This window comes from Desulforhabdus sp. TSK (genome assembly GCF_022836495.1).
In the GTDB taxonomy this organism is placed as follows: domain Bacteria; phylum Desulfobacterota; class Syntrophobacteria; order Syntrophobacterales; family Syntrophobacteraceae; genus Desulforhabdus.
Genome location: NZ_BQXM01000050.1, coordinates 1 through 14,115 on the forward strand (window position 1 = coordinate 1; position 14,115 = coordinate 14,115).

Annotated in this window: 16 protein-coding genes and 1 pseudogene; 3 read left to right on the plus strand and 14 right to left on the minus strand. The window is 57.9% G+C overall.

The window, feature by feature from the left end:
* Nucleotides 1-65 precede the first annotated feature (65 nt).
* On the minus strand, nucleotides 66-359 hold the full coding sequence (locus MWC30_RS20130) for a transposase (protein ID WP_244086000.1): 294 nt from the start codon (nucleotides 357-359) through the stop codon (nucleotides 66-68).
* Nucleotides 360-534: 175 nt separating this feature from the next.
* Here MWC30_RS20130 and MWC30_RS20135 point away from each other — a divergent pair, with 175 nt between their 5' ends.
* Nucleotides 535-1,740 (plus strand): hypothetical protein, encoded by a 1,206-nt coding sequence (locus MWC30_RS20135; RefSeq protein WP_244086001.1) that lies wholly within the window; start codon nucleotides 535-537, stop codon nucleotides 1,738-1,740.
* Nucleotides 1,741-1,802: 62 nt separating this feature from the next.
* Here the strand turns inward: MWC30_RS20135 and MWC30_RS23145 are convergent.
* From MWC30_RS23145 to MWC30_RS23150, 3 genes and pseudogenes are all read right to left on the minus strand, one after another.
* Nucleotides 1,803-2,012 (minus strand): annotated as a pseudogene (locus MWC30_RS23145) (IS4 family transposase); the annotation flags it as partial.
* Between the two features lie 260 nt (nucleotides 2,013-2,272).
* The gene (locus tag MWC30_RS20140; protein ID WP_368860907.1) at nucleotides 2,273-2,608 is read right to left on the minus strand and encodes a type II toxin-antitoxin system HicB family antitoxin; all 336 of its coding nucleotides are present in this window, start codon (nucleotides 2,606-2,608) and stop codon (nucleotides 2,273-2,275) included.
* Entirely contained in the window at nucleotides 2,605-2,859 is a 255-nt protein-coding gene (locus tag MWC30_RS23150) for a type II toxin-antitoxin system HicA family toxin (protein ID WP_368860905.1), read from the minus strand. Before MWC30_RS23150 ends, MWC30_RS20140 begins: the two co-directional genes overlap by 4 nt.
* A 93-nt stretch (nucleotides 2,860-2,952) precedes the next feature.
* Here MWC30_RS23150 and MWC30_RS20145 point away from each other — a divergent pair, with 93 nt between their 5' ends.
* Together MWC30_RS20145 and MWC30_RS20150 are read left to right on the plus strand one after the other, a co-directional pair.
* Complete coding sequence (locus MWC30_RS20145) at nucleotides 2,953-3,294, plus strand: hypothetical protein (RefSeq protein WP_244086003.1); 342 nt, start codon at nucleotides 2,953-2,955, stop codon at nucleotides 3,292-3,294.
* 74 nt (nucleotides 3,295-3,368) lie between these two features.
* The gene (locus MWC30_RS20150) at nucleotides 3,369-4,367 is read left to right on the plus strand and encodes a zinc-dependent alcohol dehydrogenase family protein (RefSeq protein ID WP_368860908.1); all 999 of its coding nucleotides are present in this window, start codon (nucleotides 3,369-3,371) and stop codon (nucleotides 4,365-4,367) included.
* A 248-nt stretch (nucleotides 4,368-4,615) separates the two neighbouring features.
* Here MWC30_RS20150 and MWC30_RS20155 read toward each other — a convergent pair whose 3' ends face one another.
* From MWC30_RS20155 to MWC30_RS20200, 10 genes are all read right to left on the minus strand, one after another.
* On the minus strand, nucleotides 4,616-4,921 hold the full coding sequence (locus tag MWC30_RS20155) for a ferritin family protein (RefSeq protein ID WP_244086005.1): 306 nt from the start codon (nucleotides 4,919-4,921) through the stop codon (nucleotides 4,616-4,618).
* 310 nt (nucleotides 4,922-5,231) lie between these two features.
* Complete coding sequence (locus MWC30_RS20160; protein WP_244086006.1) at nucleotides 5,232-6,146, minus strand: thiamine pyrophosphate-dependent enzyme; 915 nt, start codon at nucleotides 6,144-6,146, stop codon at nucleotides 5,232-5,234.
* Nucleotides 6,143-7,387 (minus strand): hypothetical protein, encoded by a 1,245-nt coding sequence (locus MWC30_RS20165; RefSeq protein WP_244086007.1) that lies wholly within the window; start codon nucleotides 7,385-7,387, stop codon nucleotides 6,143-6,145. The genes MWC30_RS20160 and MWC30_RS20165 overlap by 4 nt, the downstream gene beginning before the upstream one ends.
* Nucleotides 7,384-8,322, minus strand: coding sequence for a 2-oxoacid:acceptor oxidoreductase family protein (locus MWC30_RS20170; RefSeq protein ID WP_244086008.1), 939 nt, complete (start codon nucleotides 8,320-8,322; stop codon nucleotides 7,384-7,386). Before MWC30_RS20170 ends, MWC30_RS20165 begins: the two co-directional genes overlap by 4 nt.
* Before the next feature lie 41 nt (nucleotides 8,323-8,363).
* Nucleotides 8,364-9,788, minus strand: a complete 1,425-nt coding sequence (locus tag MWC30_RS20175) for a Ni/Fe hydrogenase subunit alpha (RefSeq protein WP_244086009.1) — start codon at nucleotides 9,786-9,788, stop codon at nucleotides 8,364-8,366.
* Nucleotides 9,789-9,811: 23 nt separating this feature from the next.
* Nucleotides 9,812-10,360, minus strand: coding sequence for an NADP oxidoreductase (locus tag MWC30_RS20180; RefSeq protein ID WP_244086010.1), 549 nt, complete (start codon nucleotides 10,358-10,360; stop codon nucleotides 9,812-9,814).
* 23 nt (nucleotides 10,361-10,383) lie between these two features.
* Nucleotides 10,384-11,100 carry a bidirectional hydrogenase complex protein HoxU gene (gene hoxU, locus MWC30_RS20185; protein WP_244086011.1) on the minus strand — a complete coding sequence of 239 codons (717 nt, stop codon included), beginning with the start codon at nucleotides 11,098-11,100 and terminating at the stop codon, nucleotides 10,384-10,386.
* Between the two features lie 85 nt (nucleotides 11,101-11,185).
* On the minus strand, nucleotides 11,186-12,850 hold the full coding sequence (locus MWC30_RS20190) for a NuoF family protein (protein ID WP_244086012.1): 1,665 nt from the start codon (nucleotides 12,848-12,850) through the stop codon (nucleotides 11,186-11,188).
* A complete protein-coding gene (hoxE, locus tag MWC30_RS20195) occupies nucleotides 12,847-13,428 on the minus strand; it encodes a bidirectional hydrogenase complex protein HoxE (RefSeq protein ID WP_244086013.1) in 582 nt (193 codons plus the stop codon). The genes MWC30_RS20190 and hoxE overlap by 4 nt, the downstream gene beginning before the upstream one ends.
* 295 nt (nucleotides 13,429-13,723) lie before the next feature.
* The gene (locus MWC30_RS20200) at nucleotides 13,724-14,068 is read right to left on the minus strand and encodes a DUF4405 domain-containing protein (RefSeq protein WP_244086014.1); all 345 of its coding nucleotides are present in this window, start codon (nucleotides 14,066-14,068) and stop codon (nucleotides 13,724-13,726) included.
* Nucleotides 14,069-14,115 lie beyond the last annotated feature (47 nt).

The following is a 14,115-nucleotide window of genomic DNA, read 5'->3' on the forward strand; positions in this document are numbered from 1 at the left end:
TCAACAATTCACACTGCCTGCAGACCGGGATCTGCGGATGATCCGGCTCTATCCGCTCTCTCTTTTCATTTGTCGATAAGGCCAGATTTTTTTTTGAGCCAATCGAGTTCGACCTTCATCTGCCCTATCTGCTTGTACAACTCCGATTCTACCTCCTGGCTCCTTTTCTCGGCTCTCTCCTTCTGATTGGAAAAGATGGCCGGCAGTCCGTCTATGGCCTGTTTCTTCCAGTTGGTAATCTGATTGGGATGCACCCCGTATTCACTGGCCAACTCAGAGATTGTCCTCTGACCCTTGATCGCCTCCAGAACAACCCTGGCCTTGAAAGCGCTGCTGTACTGCTTCCTTCTTGCTGACATTTCCGTTCTCCTTGCCCTTTAATTTTAACTTGGACCGGAACGGCACTTCCACATTTAGTTCTCTGTCCAGTTTTCGGGGTACATTATAGATGAAACGATGAAGCTATCCGCCTAAAGGCGGAGGTTTTAACCTTATTTTAACCTTATTCGAGACTAATAATCGGGGAGGAAGAAGATGAAGATTCGGTTTCGATCGTGGATTTTATCAAGCATAGCAATGGTGTTTATTGTATTTGCTATCGCGCTTTCTGTGCAGGCCAACCGCTATGCTTCTTATACGGAGGTGGAGCCGAACAATACCTGCGCCACCGCGCAAGATTTGACGTCCGCAGCCAGCCCATTGCAGGTCACGGGGTACAAAACCCAACCCTATGGTGATGCTGTAGATTTCTTCAAGTTTTATGGAACGCCGGGCACGCAAGTCCATGTTTCCTTAGCTGCTGATTTCTCTAAGCCAACACCCCTCACTTCATTACTGGTTGGGGCCTTCACTTCCGCCTGTCCAGGCTCGTATGCAGACCTCGGTTACGTTGGCTCTTGGGACAACACTACTCCGGTGCAATTGGATTTCACTGTACCTAGCGATGGAATCTTTATCGTTGCCGCGGATGCTTGCTGTGACCTTAACTTCACTGGAAGCGGAACCATTGAAGGCGCATATGTGCTGTCTGTGACAGGCGCTCAGTCTAGACCTCCTACCCCTGCTCCAATCGACTCCACACCTGCGGGACGAACCTACGGACAATGGGCTGCAGCATGGTGGCAGTGGGCATTGGGGGTTCCGGACAATAAGCACAAAGCAGAATCAGGCCTTCAAAGGGTAATCCCGCTGAAGGACCCTGACGGGAGAGCCTGCTCCGAGCATCAGATCGGAGATGTGTGGTTTCTCGCCGGCACCTGGGTTGGCGACGTCACCCGCACATGCACGATTCCGGCTGGGAAATCGCTGTTCTTCCCGCTCATCAACAACGCGTATTTCGCCTTCCTAGGTGATCCCCCGGAACAGCGTACGGAAGAATACGCTCGCGATCAGGCACGCTGCACGCAAGACGCGACGATTTCCGTTCTGATTGATGGCCTAGAGGTCAGGACTCCTACGGCTTACTTCACAGGGGTCTCGGGAAGCCAGTCGCCTCTTTTCAATGTCCAGATGCCGTTGGGGATTGCACAGGGCGGGCCAGGCAACATATTTGAATCGCTTGGTTACAAGATTAAGCAGATTCCGGAATGGTTCCTGAGTCCCAGCGCTGAACAGGGCTACTATCTCTTCTTCGATCCGTTGCCCGCCGGCAGCCATACAATCGCATGGACTGCATCTGGCTGCACCAGCGGTGCAACCCAGCACGTGATTTATAATCTCAACGTGCTAGAAGTCCAATAAGCTGGCGAGCTTCTCTTAGAACGGGTAAACAAAGCGTTCGGTTTCCCCGCCCTAGCTGCCCTTTACCCATGAGTTGCTCCGGGGCGGCAACAGCCGCCTCGGAGCGTGAATCCTTCACAGAGGAGCTGAAGATTCGAATAGCCATGCCACATCAGCTGGTGCCCTGGAGGCGAATCGTTGTTGCGTCCAAGATAACCTCCCATTCGTGCTACCAGGCGCACCGCTTCTCCAAGGAGCATCGGCGGCTTGAGGGCTTTTTTTTTGCGTAGGCACTCAGTACCTCGATTCCGAGATCCGAAAACAGTGTGTGCAGAAGGGACGCCCTTAACTTATTGCACGCAATACGGCACGGGCCTGTGAATAAGGTGTGCGGCCAACATGGAAAAATGCAAGCAAAAATGATCTTAGCGTGACAAAAGTTGATCAGTTGAGGGCGTCCGCATTTTCCCGTATAAGTCGGGCCATGATGCACTGCCGTTAACCGATCTTGAAAAAATGTTGTCGGCGGAGCAGTGAGATGAATTGCAGGACTTCAGTCATGAGCACATTCAGAAAGGGCCTTCTCCACCCATTGATTCAAGCTCATGCCTGATGCCTCGGCAGCGGAGACAATATCGGCATGCAAATCCGGGGAAATCCTGACGTTGAATTTTCCGGAGAAGCTCTTGTAGGGAGTAATCCCCCGTTCCTGACATGCCTTGAGGTAAACCTGAAGAGACATCCTGCCTTCCCGCAGCAAACCCTCTACGTCAGCAGCGTAAAAATCGGCACTTCCGGAAAGACCCAAGAATTCCCCGCGAAACATGCCAATATCGGAATCGAAGGCGATTACAGCCTTATGTCCATCAATCTCCATTATGTTCTTCATGGCTTTACTCCATGCCGTTCCAACCATTTGCGGATATTTGCCACAGCTCCCTTATCGGTATCCGGCCTTGGGTGGGGCCGATGGTACACACGGACCTGTCCGAACAAAAACACCTCCACACGAGAGCCCTCTCGTTCTTTGATCTCAGCCCCCAACTCTCGGAATAATGACACAATATCATCCCAGCGAATGTTGCCGGAGGCAGGACGAGAGAATATTGACTCCAAAGTGCGTTTGTGCTTTGCTTTCATGGAAAAGATAGTACCATATTGTGGTACCATAATCCATCCAAAATTCTTCTCAAGGAAAATTCTGGAACGATGTGGACAAGTGGAGATCCTAAAATGCGTACCGTAATTTTGAGCGTATCCTCTCGTGAGGAAATGAATCAGCGATTCCTTGCGGCATTCGAGGGAGAATCTGAAGGAACCTTCATAAGCTTCGAGTCTCCCACACTTCTTTTTAAAGTGCTCACAGGCAAGCGTTGGGAGTTACTGAACATGATGACCGGTGCAGGACCCATGACGATCCGTGAAGCAGCTCGCAGGCTCGGACGCGATGTAAAGGCAGTTCATAGCGACGTGCACGCACTGTTGAACACCGGCATACTGCAAAAGACCGACGATGGCCGCATCGAGTTCCCTTTTGATGCCGTACGCGTTGAGTTTACGCTGAAAGCCGCCTGATCAGCTCTTTATGTACTTTGCTCCATCTGAGATCATTACACACAGGAGGTGTTTCCATGTCCATTCCCGAAACCATGCAGGCCATGGTCCTGGAGGAGCCGGGTCAGCCGCTGCAACTGCGGCAGGTGCCGGTTCCCCGGCCCGACCGAGGACAGGTGCTGGTGAAAGCCGCAGCGTGCGGCGTCTGCCGGACGGACCTGCACATCGTGGACGGGGAGCTCACGGAGCCGAAGCTTCCCCTCATTCCCGGGCACGAAATCATCGGCACGGTGGTGGAAACCGGCCGGGAGGTCCACGCTTTCCGTATGGGCGACCGGGTCGGCATTCCCTGGCTCGGCTTCACCTGCGGCCGCTGCCGGTATTGCCTCAAGGGGCAGGAAAATCTCTGCGGGGACGCCCGTTTTACCGGCTACACCCTCGATGGCGGCTTTGCCGAATACACCCTGGTCGACCACCGCTACGCTTTTCCAGTGCCGGCGAATTACACCGATGCGGAGGCTGCTCCGCTCTTGTGCGCGGGTCTCATCGGCTACCGCACTTTGCGGCTGGCCGGGGATGGGATCGAACGGCTGGGAATCTACGGGTTCGGCGCCGCCGCCCACATCGTCGCCCAGATTGCCGTCTACCAGGGAAACAAGGTCTACGCCTTCACGCGCCCGGGGGATCTGCAGGCCCAGGCCTTTGCCCGCCGCCTGGGAGCCGTGTGGGCCGGTGATTCCACAGCCCTCCCTCCCGAGCCCCTGGACGCAGCCCTCATCTTCGCGCCCGTCGGTTCACTGATCCCGGCAGCGCTGCAAGCCACGGACAAGGGGGGCGTGGTGGTGAGCGGGGGCATTCACATGAGCGACATCCCGGCCTTTCCCTACCGGTTGTTGTGGGAAGAGCGCATCATCCGCTCAGTGGCCAACCTGACGCGACGCGACGGAGAGGAGCTCCTCGCCATTGCACCCAGGGTCCCGGTTCGAACCGAAGTGCAGATATTTGCCCTGGCACAGGCCAATGAAGCCCTCGACCGACTGCGCGAGGGTCGCATCGAAGGAGCGGCGGTCCTGCAAATGCCGCAGGTGGGGTGATTCCGGCTGGGGACTCAATCGATGGGACGCTGAAGCACGCTGACAGGCGCTGATTGACGCAGAGAAAGCCAAAAGAGGGAATGGAAAATCAATGCCCGGTCTCAAGTTCACACCCCATCGAGGGTGACAACCTGCCCGAGGACTGGATCTCTCTGCCGGGTTCCCCCTGAGACCGAGCCGCCTCGCGAATTCGACCCCAAAATTTGGTGGAGGCGGCACGGCAAGACACTCAGGACTTTTTCGGGAGATTATTTCTTGAGCTCGGCCATGATCTCCTCAACCTCCTGGTAGCCTTCCTTGTAGAATTTTTCCTCTTCGGGATCCAACTCCCGCAGAAGGCGCAAAAACTCGCCTGCATGCTCCTTTTCCTCGTTGGCGATGTCCAGGAGCACAGCCTTGGCCAGAGCGTTATCCGTGCTTTCCGCCGTCTGCTGGTAAAGCTGGATGGCCTCGTATTCCGCGGCCACCATGAACCGGATGGCCCGCACCAGTTCTTCCTGGGTGAGCTTGCGATCGTTCTTCAACACACTGAATGGATTGCAGAATTCTGGCATTTGATTCTCCTTGTGCTCAGGTTGCCGGGTGACCACTCCAATTCCTTTTGTGGTTCGTCCTCCAAAAGGGCTCTTCCCGGAGCGGAAGCTATACTGCGAACGGTTAAAGTCTTTCCTTTCTCAGGAGCTTCTATTTGGAGCCGGCTATTTCTATCGCGGCTGGAAGCCGCTCCTACAGGATCAGCAATGAGTCAGGATCTCATCCGTTTGGAATATAATTCCATCTTCTTGAATGCATTTACCAGAAACCATCAAAATTTGTTGGCGATCGCACACTTCCAGATGGGTCAGATCAATTTTCACACGTCCCTCAGCTCACCGATGCCCAATATGCATCCACCATTCCCTGAATTTCGGCAATCATCGCTTCGTTTCGCTCGGGACGAAAGAGATGTGCAAAACGTCCCTGGGTCTTCAGATACTCCTCGACAGGAACTCTCACGCGGGGGATGTGCGTGTGCACGACTTTCCCCTCCAAAAATTCCTTGAGAGGCCAAACTCCCGTCTTCACGGCCAGCTTGCCGATTTCCACCGTATCCTTCGGATCGTAGTCCCACCCGGTGGGGCACGGGGCCAGGGCGAGAATGAACCTGGGGCCGGTCAGGCTTTTCGCTTTCTCAACCTTTCGAGCCAGGTCCAGGGGTTCTGATCCCAGCACCGTCGCGATATACGTCGGCTTGTGGGCCGCCCAGATGGCAAAGAGATCCTTCTTGAACCCCGGAAACCCCCTCGGCCCCGTGCTGGTTGCCGTACGGGCTCCGTGCGGCGTGGCGTCCGAGAACTGCTGCCCCGTATTCCCGTAGCCTTCATTGTCGTAGCAGATGTAAATGAAATCCAGGCCCCGCTCGATGGCGCTCGAGGTCGCAGAGAGTCCCATGCCGTAGCTCGATCCGTCGCCTGCAAGGACAACCACCTGCAGGTCTTCTTCGGATCCGATTTCTCCCTTGGCCAGGAGAATGTCGAGCCCGTCGCGCACCCCCTGAGCGCCCGCCGCGGCGGAGGCCATGGACGTGTAGAGCCAGGACCCCCGAAAAGGCGTGAAGGGGTAGGTCGCGAGCAGGGTCATGCAACCCGCCGCATTGACGAACACGGTGCGTTCACCCAAAATGTCGTAAATTTGATGGAGCGCTTCCAGCCCCCCGCACCCGGCGCACATGGGCGTACCGGTACCCAGGAGATGCGTGGAGGGAAGGTCCTTTTTGCGCTGAAACCTCGTTTCATTCATCGTCCCGCCTCCAGCTCCCGTCTTTCGACGTGCGCGATGGCCTGCAGCTTCCTGACCTCCCGCAGCTCCTCTTCGGTGTAGAGCAGCCTGGGAGGGGGAGCTTTGCCCTCTTCGACGGCTTTCCGTGTGACCGCAGCCATTTCGAAAAACTCCTCAGGAGAAATGTCGCGCCCGCCCAGCCCCCCGATAAAGCTCAGAAGGAGGGGCGCACCTTCCATTCCGTACAATGCCGAGGCCAGTTCCGTAAAAAGGACTCCGCCCTTTCCCACGGACAAATTCTGATCCACCACCGCAACCCCCAACTTGCCGGCAAGAGCCTTCCTGATGAGCTCCATGGGGAACGGTCGAAGCAGACGCGGTCGCAGCAGCCCGATGGCCCAGCCCGCCTTGCGGAGCCTGTCGACAGCGTCTTTCGCCTTGGTGGCGAACGAGCCGATCATCACGAAGGCCAGCTCCGCATCCTCCATGCAGTAGGCTTCGACGGCATCCTGCCGTCTTCCGAAGGCCTGCTCGAACTCCAGGGCTATCTCACTGAAAGCCGAAACGCCGTTTTGCGCCGCCAGGTGTGTTTCATAGCGAAAATACGAATAAGGAGATCCACCCAGGACGGCGACCGCCTGGCTGACAGGGGAGCCGGCGCGGAAGGTCATACCCTGGGGGGCATAGGGGCCGACAAACTCTTTGGCCAGCCCCGCATGGGGAATTTCCACCGGCTCCCGTGTGAAAGAAAGGTAAAACCCATCGAGGTTCACGATGACAGGGAGCCTGACGTTCGCATGCTCCGCGAGCCGGTAGGCCATGAGGACGCTGTCCAGCACCTCCTGGCAGGTGGAGCAGTGAATCTGCAGGAACCCGCTGTCACGAGCCGCCAGAATATCGTTGTGGTCGGGTTCCAGGGTAATGGGCGCCGAAAGCCCGCGCGAGACATTGACCAGGACGAAGGGCACACGCCACCCCGCAACAGTGTAGAGCATCTCCATGGCGTAAAGGAACCCCTGGCTGGAAGTGGCCGCAAAGACACGAACGCCAGTGGCCGCTGCTGTCCCGGCCGCCGTCAGCATGGAATGCTCGGATTCGAGCGTGACCATCCGGCAGTTCATTTCGCCCGTATCGATCCACTTCCCGAGGGTTTCGATGATTTCGGTCTGGGGGGTGATGGGAAACGCGGGCAGATAATCGATTTGGGCAAGCCTCGCGCCCCAGGCGGCGGACCCGTTGCCCGTGAGAAGAGCACGCTTCATGAGACGCCTCCTTCATTGGCCGCCTGAGCGTCCTCGTGCTCGGGCACGGCCCGTATGGCGTGAGAGGTGCACTGGGTCACGCAGATCATGCATCCTTTGCAGTGATCGTAGTCCACAACGGGATGACCATCCTCACTTACCGTGATGGCGCCCTCGGGGCAAAAGGTGCTGCAGACCCACCAGCAGCCCTTGCAATGACTGGGATCGATGACGGGGCGAAATGTCCTCCAGAGTCCCGTTTTCACCAAGGCACTGGTTGTGCTTCCATGAATCACGGGGGCAGAGGTGCGCGCATCCTCGAAGGGAAGATCGATCCAATGCGGCTTTTCGGCGGCTCCCGGCGGCACATTCTCCGCTTCCGTCACCAAGCCCTCGTGGGCCGCTGCCGCTTCGTAATGCTCAAGAGCCACCTGCCGGTTCATCTCCACAGCCGAGGCTCCGAACTCGGAGACTTCGGAGGATATCGCCTCCAGCAGGGAATCTCTCGAAATCACACCCACGACCCGTGCCGCAGCTCCAACACATGCGGCACTGATGTATCGAAATTTGAGAGGGTCCTCTCCTTCCGAAGGTGCGGGCAGGGCAAGCAACGGACCGTTAAAGCGGAGTCTCTCCTTCCAGACCTCAACCCCTTCCGAGGTGCAGAGGATCATGACTGCTTTTTCGCCGGCACCCGCCAGAACTCCCGCTGCCGGGATCTGCAGGAGGGTTTCATCGGCGACCACGATCAGGTCAGGTTTTGCGATGATGCCACGCTCCCGGATGGCTCCCCTGGATGCCCGAACGTAGGAAAAGATTGGAGCCCCCCGCCGCTCGGCACCATACCGTGGTGCATCCTGGACCTCGTAGCCCTCCAGGAAGAAAGCGGTCCCCAGGATTCGACCCGCTGTTTTTATGCCCTGCCCCCCACGACCATGAAACCGGATTCGATACACCCTTGGTCCTTTCTCCGCCGCTGCAGTCCTTGATTACATCTTCAACGATTGTAAGCCCGCAAATCGCCCGCCGGTCCGTACACCTCGATTTGCATGCCGCCTTTTCCCATGACGTGCGTGGAGCAGCTCAGGCACGGGTCGTAGAGCCGAATACCATGCTCGATGCGGTTGAGGAGCCCCTCCGTGATTTCCGCTCCATTGCTGTATGCCCGAGCGATCTGCCGGATCGTCCGGTTCATGGCCAGGTTGTTGTGGCCGCTCGCCACCACCAGGTTCACACTCAGAAGCAGCCCATGCTCGTCCACACCATACTCGTGGAAAAGTGTTCCTCGCGGGGCTTCGATGGCCCCCACGCCCACCCGTCGGTTCACTCCCGCCTGGCTGCGCAGGGGCGAGTGCGTGAGATCATGATCCTTCAATGTCTCGGCGATCTTTTCCAGGGCAAACAGGATTTCTATGAGCCGCGCATAATGATAGTGAAAACTTCCCGTAACGGGCTTTCCTGTCTTTCCAAAACTCCGAAATTGAAGGAGCTCACGATCTGCCCGAGGCGTTCCCGCAAAGTCGCAAAGATTCAGACGCGCCAGGGGGCCCACGCGGTAGAGACCTCTCTCACACCCTCGAGGCTTGTAGTAAGGAAACTTGAGATAGCTCCAGGGTTCCACGGCTTCGGCAAAAAGCTCGCGATAACGTTCAGGAGAGACGCCGTCTTCCAGGATGTTTCCCTCTTCGTCCATCACCCGCAGCACCCCGTCGTAGTGCTCCAGCCCCCCTTCAGGAGTCACCAGCCCGGCGAAAAGACTGGGGAAATCTCCGTAGCACGCCATTTCCCCCCGGAAATCACCATATCTTCCCTTGAGAAGGTCCAGAGTCCCTTCCACGATGTTCAAGGCCTCAGGAAGCAGTTGCTTGATGGAGTGCAGATCGTCGCGTTGGGGTGCGGAACGGACTCCTCCGGGCACGGCGAAGGTCGGGTGAACGCTCTTGCCCCCCAGAATGCGAATGATCTCCTGGCCGACGTGGCGCAGGCGAATTCCGTTCCGCACGACTTCGGGGTGGGTCTCCATAAGCCCCATGATGTTGCGCCGATCGGGATCGCTCTCCATGCCGAGGAGCAGATCCGGAGCACTCAGATGAAAAAAGCTCAGGGCGTGGCTCTGAAGGATCTGCGCCCAGTGGATGACACGCCGGAGCTTCTCCGCCGTTGCCGGAATCCCTGCACCCAAAATGGCATCTCCGGCCTTGGCCGAAGCCAGCATGTGACTCACGGGGCAGATGCCGCAGATGCGCGACGTAAGGTCCGGCATCTCCCAAAACGGCCGGCCTTCGCAGAATTTTTCAAACCCGCGAAACTCCGTCACATGGAACCGGGCATCGGCTACTCGACCCGTATCATCTAGATGGAGGGTGATTTTTCCGTGGCCTTCGATACGGCTCACAGGATCGATGATTACCGTTTGGTTCATGGAACGCCTCCTGACTGCCGCTACTACCCAAACCTCCGCATGGATTCGGGGAGCACGAAAGACTCGCCCTGGATGAGAGCCCCCACGGCCGCTTGAATGCTCCGAGGTGCCGGGGGACATCCGGGAAGAAACACATCCACGGGAATCACCCGATGCAGGGGAAGGACAGAGGAAAGAAGCTGCGGGACCTCTCTCCGAGGGTCAAGCCCGGGAAGGCGCTCTCCATCCGCATACACAGCCTGCAAGAGCCCTTCGGAGTCCAGACGGTTGCGGAGGGCGGGCACATTCCCCGTGACGGCGCAATCTCCCAGAGCCACCACCACACGGCTCCGCCGACGCAGGGTTTGAGCCAGCGCCAGATGCTCAGTGTTGGCTACCGCTCCTTCCACCAGCACCACGTCCACCCCTTCGGGGAAGCACTTGTGGTCCGCCAATGGACTGAAAACGAGATGAACGAGCTTCTGCAGCTCCAGCAGATGTTCATCCATGTCCAGGAAGCTCATGTGGCAGCCGGAACATCCGGAGAGCCACACAGTGGCAAGCCGTATCTTTTGATCTTTCACTCCAGGCATCAGACCTCTCCTACCCACACGGATCACCAACGCCAGACTCGCTTTTGGCGTCCATCAAGGATGCGAAGCAAAAAATCCGGGCGCTTCTCCACCCTCCCCGCAATATTTTCCCTCGCCACCATGGCCCCTGTGGGACACACCTGGACACACTTGCCACAGCCTGTGCACGTGAAACTGCTTCCCCAGGGCTGGTTGAAATCGACGATGATGCGGCTCCGCACTCCCCGTCCCATGACATCCAGCGTGTGGGCGCCCTCCACCTCGTCGCATGCCCTCAGGCACCTTCCGCAAAGAATGCATCGGTTGTGGTCCAGAACAAAACGGCCATGGCTCGCGTCCACGGGGAGAGCCGGATGCAGGGCTTCGTATCTCACATGATCGATGCCCAGCCGAACCGCCAGGGCCTGCAGCTCACACTTTCCATTCATGGTGCAGACGGAGCAGACATGACTGCGCTCGGCCAGGAGCAGTTCCACCAGCATTTTTCGATAGCGCAGGAGGCGGTCGCTGTCCGTCCGGATGTTCATGCCTTCCTGCACGGGAGTGACGCACGCAGCCAGGAGGCGGGATGTCCCTTCCACTTCCACCATGCACAGCCGGCAGGCTCCCCGTTCACTCAGCCCGTCCAGGTGGCAAAGGGTCGGAAGGTCCACTCCATGGTCCCGGATAACCTCCAGAAGCGTCTGCCCCTCTCGGGCGCTGATGAGCTCATTGTTCAATGTCAGTGTCACAGCCGCCATTGCATCGCCCTTTCAGTAAAATACGCCCACCTCGGATTCGAAAAACTTTCCCCTTGATCAAATGGGAATTCAGGGGGGGCAGGGATCACTCCATGCTGTTTCCCGATAAATCACAGACCCCAGCGGGGCAGCGCCCCTCACGGATGTGAGCGTCGTATTCCTCCCGAAAATGACGGAGGGTACTGAGCACGGGATTGGGAGCCGTCTGGCCGAGTCCACACAGGGAGGTCTCTTTGAGCAGGAGGCAAAGCTCTTTCAGCTGCTCTAAATCTTCAGGAGCGGCGCCGCCGTCGGTGATGCGTTGGAGGAGCCGCACCATCTGCACGGTGCCGCCTCGACAGGGGGCGCATTTGCCGCAGCTTTCGTCCATGCAGAATTCCATGAAGAATTTGGCCACGTCCGGCATGCAGCTCCTGTCGTCCATGACAATGAGCCCCCCCGAGCCCATGATGGATCCCAATTCCTGAAGACTCTCATAATCCATGGGGGTATCGAGGTGGGCCGCGGGAATACAGCCTCCGCTGGGGCCGCCTGTTTGAGCGGCCTTGAAAGAGCGTCCCCCCGGAATGCCTCCCCCGATGTCGAACACGATCTCCCGAAGAGTGATCCCCAGGGGGACCTCGATGAGCCCTGTCCAGGAAACCTTTCCCGCCAGGGCAAAGACCTTGGTACCCCTGCTCTTTTCAGTGCCGTAGCCGGCGTACCATTCGCCTCCGTGCTGAATGATGGGAGCGATGTTCCCGAAAGTCTCCACGTTGTTGATGAGAGTCGGCAGTCCCCAGAGGCCCCGTTGGGCGGGATAAGGAGGTCGTGGAACAGGCTGGCCGCGTCGTCCCATGATGGACGCCATGAGGGCCGTTTCCTCGCCGCATACAAAGGCCCCGGCTCCCATGCGCACATCGACGCGAAAGTTGAAGCGGCTCTCAAGGATACGATTTCCCAGGAGCCCCTGCCGTTCGGCCGCCTGAATGGCCCGTTGGATCCTCTGGGCTGCAAGAGGATATTCACCGCGCACGTACACATAGCCCTGATCGGCTCCCACGGCGTAGGCGGCGAGGGCCATTCCTTCCAGCACCCGGTGAGGATCCGATTCCATGAGTGTCCGGTCCATATAAGCCCCCGGATCTCCTTCGTCCCCGTTGGCCACCACGATCTTACGCTCGCCCTGAGCTTTACGCATCAGGTTCCATTTGACCCCCGTGGGGTACCCGGCCCCGCCGCGCCCACGAAGACCACTGCGCACAACCTCCTGGCACACTTCCTCGGGTGTCATTTCGCGCAGGGCATGCGCAAGGGCGGTGTAAGCGCCTTCCGCCACGCAGCTCTCCAGGCGGTCGGGGTCCACCCTGCCACTTCCCGACAGGACGATCTTGACCTGTTTGCCGAAAAAAGGGGAATCCGAGGAGATCCGCGATTCCTCGGGAAAAGACGAGCAACCCGGCCCGGCAAAGGCCTCGACCAGGGCACCAGCCTTTTCGGGCGTCATATGTTCGTAGATCGCCTCCTCGCCGCCTGCGGGAAGAACACGCACGAGAGGCCCCCGGCTGCATGGCCCCATGCACCCTGCCCCCACGACTTCCACTGTCGCATCGAGACCCTGTACGGCGATGGCCTGCTTCAGCGCCTCCTGCACGACACCGCCCCCCGCGGAAAGACATGGCGTCCCGACACAGCAGAGAAACCGGCATTGAAAGGCTTTCTGCCGATTTCGCTCCGTTTCCGCCATTGCTTGAAGCTCCACCCGGTTCATGGCTTCTCCTCACTCTCTGTGGATCTCGATACCGCCTGTGAGGAAGGGCTTTCCGTTTCATGCAGCAAGGCTTCCACGCGGGTCACGGCACTCTCGGCGGACTGTCTGCCCAGGATCTCTCCATCCAGGACCAGCACCGGCGCCAGACCGCAGCTTCCCAGACAGCGGGTGGTGGTGAGGCTGAGCTCCCCATCCGAGGTGGTCTGTCCGGCTTTCATGCCGAAGCGTTTTTCCAGTGCGGCGAGGATCTCGGCGGATCGCGCCACATAACAGGCGGTCCCCAGGCAGACGATGCACTGGTGGTGCCCCTGGGGCTGGAGGGAAAAGAAATGATAAAATGTTGCCACCCCGTAGACCCAGCTCGGAGGGAGCTGAAGCCGGCGCGCCACATAGGCCAGGACGTCCTCGCGCAGATACCCGAAGCTCTCCTGGGCTGCCGTCAGGACCTCGATGAGTGCATCCTGTTGAAACTGATGGCGTTTTATGACACGGTCGATGACCTTGAAGCGGGCATCGGCGTTATCCCGGAAATCGGAAGTTCGGGGCGACTGTGGGGATGCTGAATCCAATGAATCCATCGATGCCTCCCGCACCTGCAGGTGATCGTCATGTTTTCGTTGTTATTCCCATTGCCCCCCCATGACCGGGGAGGTCATAACGAACGATGAAAAGGCTTGGTGACTCCCATTTCATATGAAGCATTCAAGGCTTCGTCTTTGTAGGAGCGGCATCCTGCCGCGACAGAAGCCCCTCGCGGCAGGATGCCGCTCCTACAAAAAACAGGCACGCATTCAATCGAAAGATGTAAACTTCATTGAGCATATCAGCGCCGGTGTTTTCAGCGTCTCAATCTTTCCATTTTTTGGGGCGCCCTTACAGCACCACCACAAGCCATGCGACAAACACGACGAAAATCCCGGCACCGCATAACATCCAGAGAGCATTCTTCCAGTATTCACCGACATAATTTTTGGTCGAATTCACCACCCACGTCCAGTTGAGCCAGACATGCAACACCAGCAGGCCCAGCATGAAAAGCGAAAGGTAGAGATGGATATCTCCCCATTGGTGTCGGTGCAGTCCCAGGAAGTACTTCGAACCTTCCGGTCCTTGCCCCGTGGGAATGACAAAAGCCATGAGCAAACCGATGACGGCGATGGAACAGACCGCCACGAACAGCAGTGCGTCTACCAAGACCTTCCAATCGTTCTTCTTCATGCAGCCCCTCCTCAGCTCTCTATATCAGCACATCAGATTGTTACGAA

What these genes read in the sequence shown, in the direction of transcription:
- hoxE (WP_244086013.1), bottom strand. Translation starts at nt 13,428, where the DNA reads ATGGATTCATTGGATTCAGCATCCCCACAGTCGCCCCGAACTTCCGAT.
- MWC30_RS20200 (WP_244086014.1), bottom strand. Translation starts at nt 14,068, where the DNA reads ATGAAGAAGAACGATTGGAAGGTCTTGGTAGACGCACTGCTGTTCGTG.
- MWC30_RS20190 (WP_244086012.1), bottom strand. Translation starts at nt 12,850, where the DNA reads ATGAACCGGGTGGAGCTTCAAGCAATGGCGGAAACGGAGCGAAATCGG.
- MWC30_RS20155 (WP_244086005.1), bottom strand. Translation starts at nt 4,921, where the DNA reads ATGCCAGAATTCTGCAATCCATTCAGTGTGTTGAAGAACGATCGCAAG.
- MWC30_RS20150 (WP_368860908.1), top strand. Translation starts at nt 3,369, where the DNA reads ATGCAGGCCATGGTCCTGGAGGAGCCGGGTCAGCCGCTGCAACTGCGG.
- MWC30_RS23150 (WP_368860905.1), bottom strand. Translation starts at nt 2,859, where the DNA reads ATGAAAGCAAAGCACAAACGCACTTTGGAGTCAATATTCTCTCGTCCT.
- MWC30_RS20130 (WP_244086000.1), bottom strand. Translation starts at nt 359, where the DNA reads ATGTCAGCAAGAAGGAAGCAGTACAGCAGCGCTTTCAAGGCCAGGGTT.
- hoxU (WP_244086011.1), bottom strand. Translation starts at nt 11,100, where the DNA reads ATGGCGGCTGTGACACTGACATTGAACAATGAGCTCATCAGCGCCCGA.
- MWC30_RS20165 (WP_244086007.1), bottom strand. Translation starts at nt 7,387, where the DNA reads ATGAAGCGTGCTCTTCTCACGGGCAACGGGTCCGCCGCCTGGGGCGCG.
- MWC30_RS20175 (WP_244086009.1), bottom strand. Translation starts at nt 9,788, where the DNA reads ATGAACCAAACGGTAATCATCGATCCTGTGAGCCGTATCGAAGGCCAC.
- MWC30_RS20160 (WP_244086006.1), bottom strand. Translation starts at nt 6,146, where the DNA reads ATGAATGAAACGAGGTTTCAGCGCAAAAAGGACCTTCCCTCCACGCAT.
- MWC30_RS20140 (WP_368860907.1), bottom strand. Translation starts at nt 2,608, where the DNA reads ATGAAGAACATAATGGAGATTGATGGACATAAGGCTGTAATCGCCTTC.
- MWC30_RS20145 (WP_244086003.1), top strand. Translation starts at nt 2,953, where the DNA reads ATGCGTACCGTAATTTTGAGCGTATCCTCTCGTGAGGAAATGAATCAG.
- MWC30_RS20180 (WP_244086010.1), bottom strand. Translation starts at nt 10,360, where the DNA reads ATGCCTGGAGTGAAAGATCAAAAGATACGGCTTGCCACTGTGTGGCTC.
- MWC30_RS20135 (WP_244086001.1), top strand. Translation starts at nt 535, where the DNA reads ATGAAGATTCGGTTTCGATCGTGGATTTTATCAAGCATAGCAATGGTG.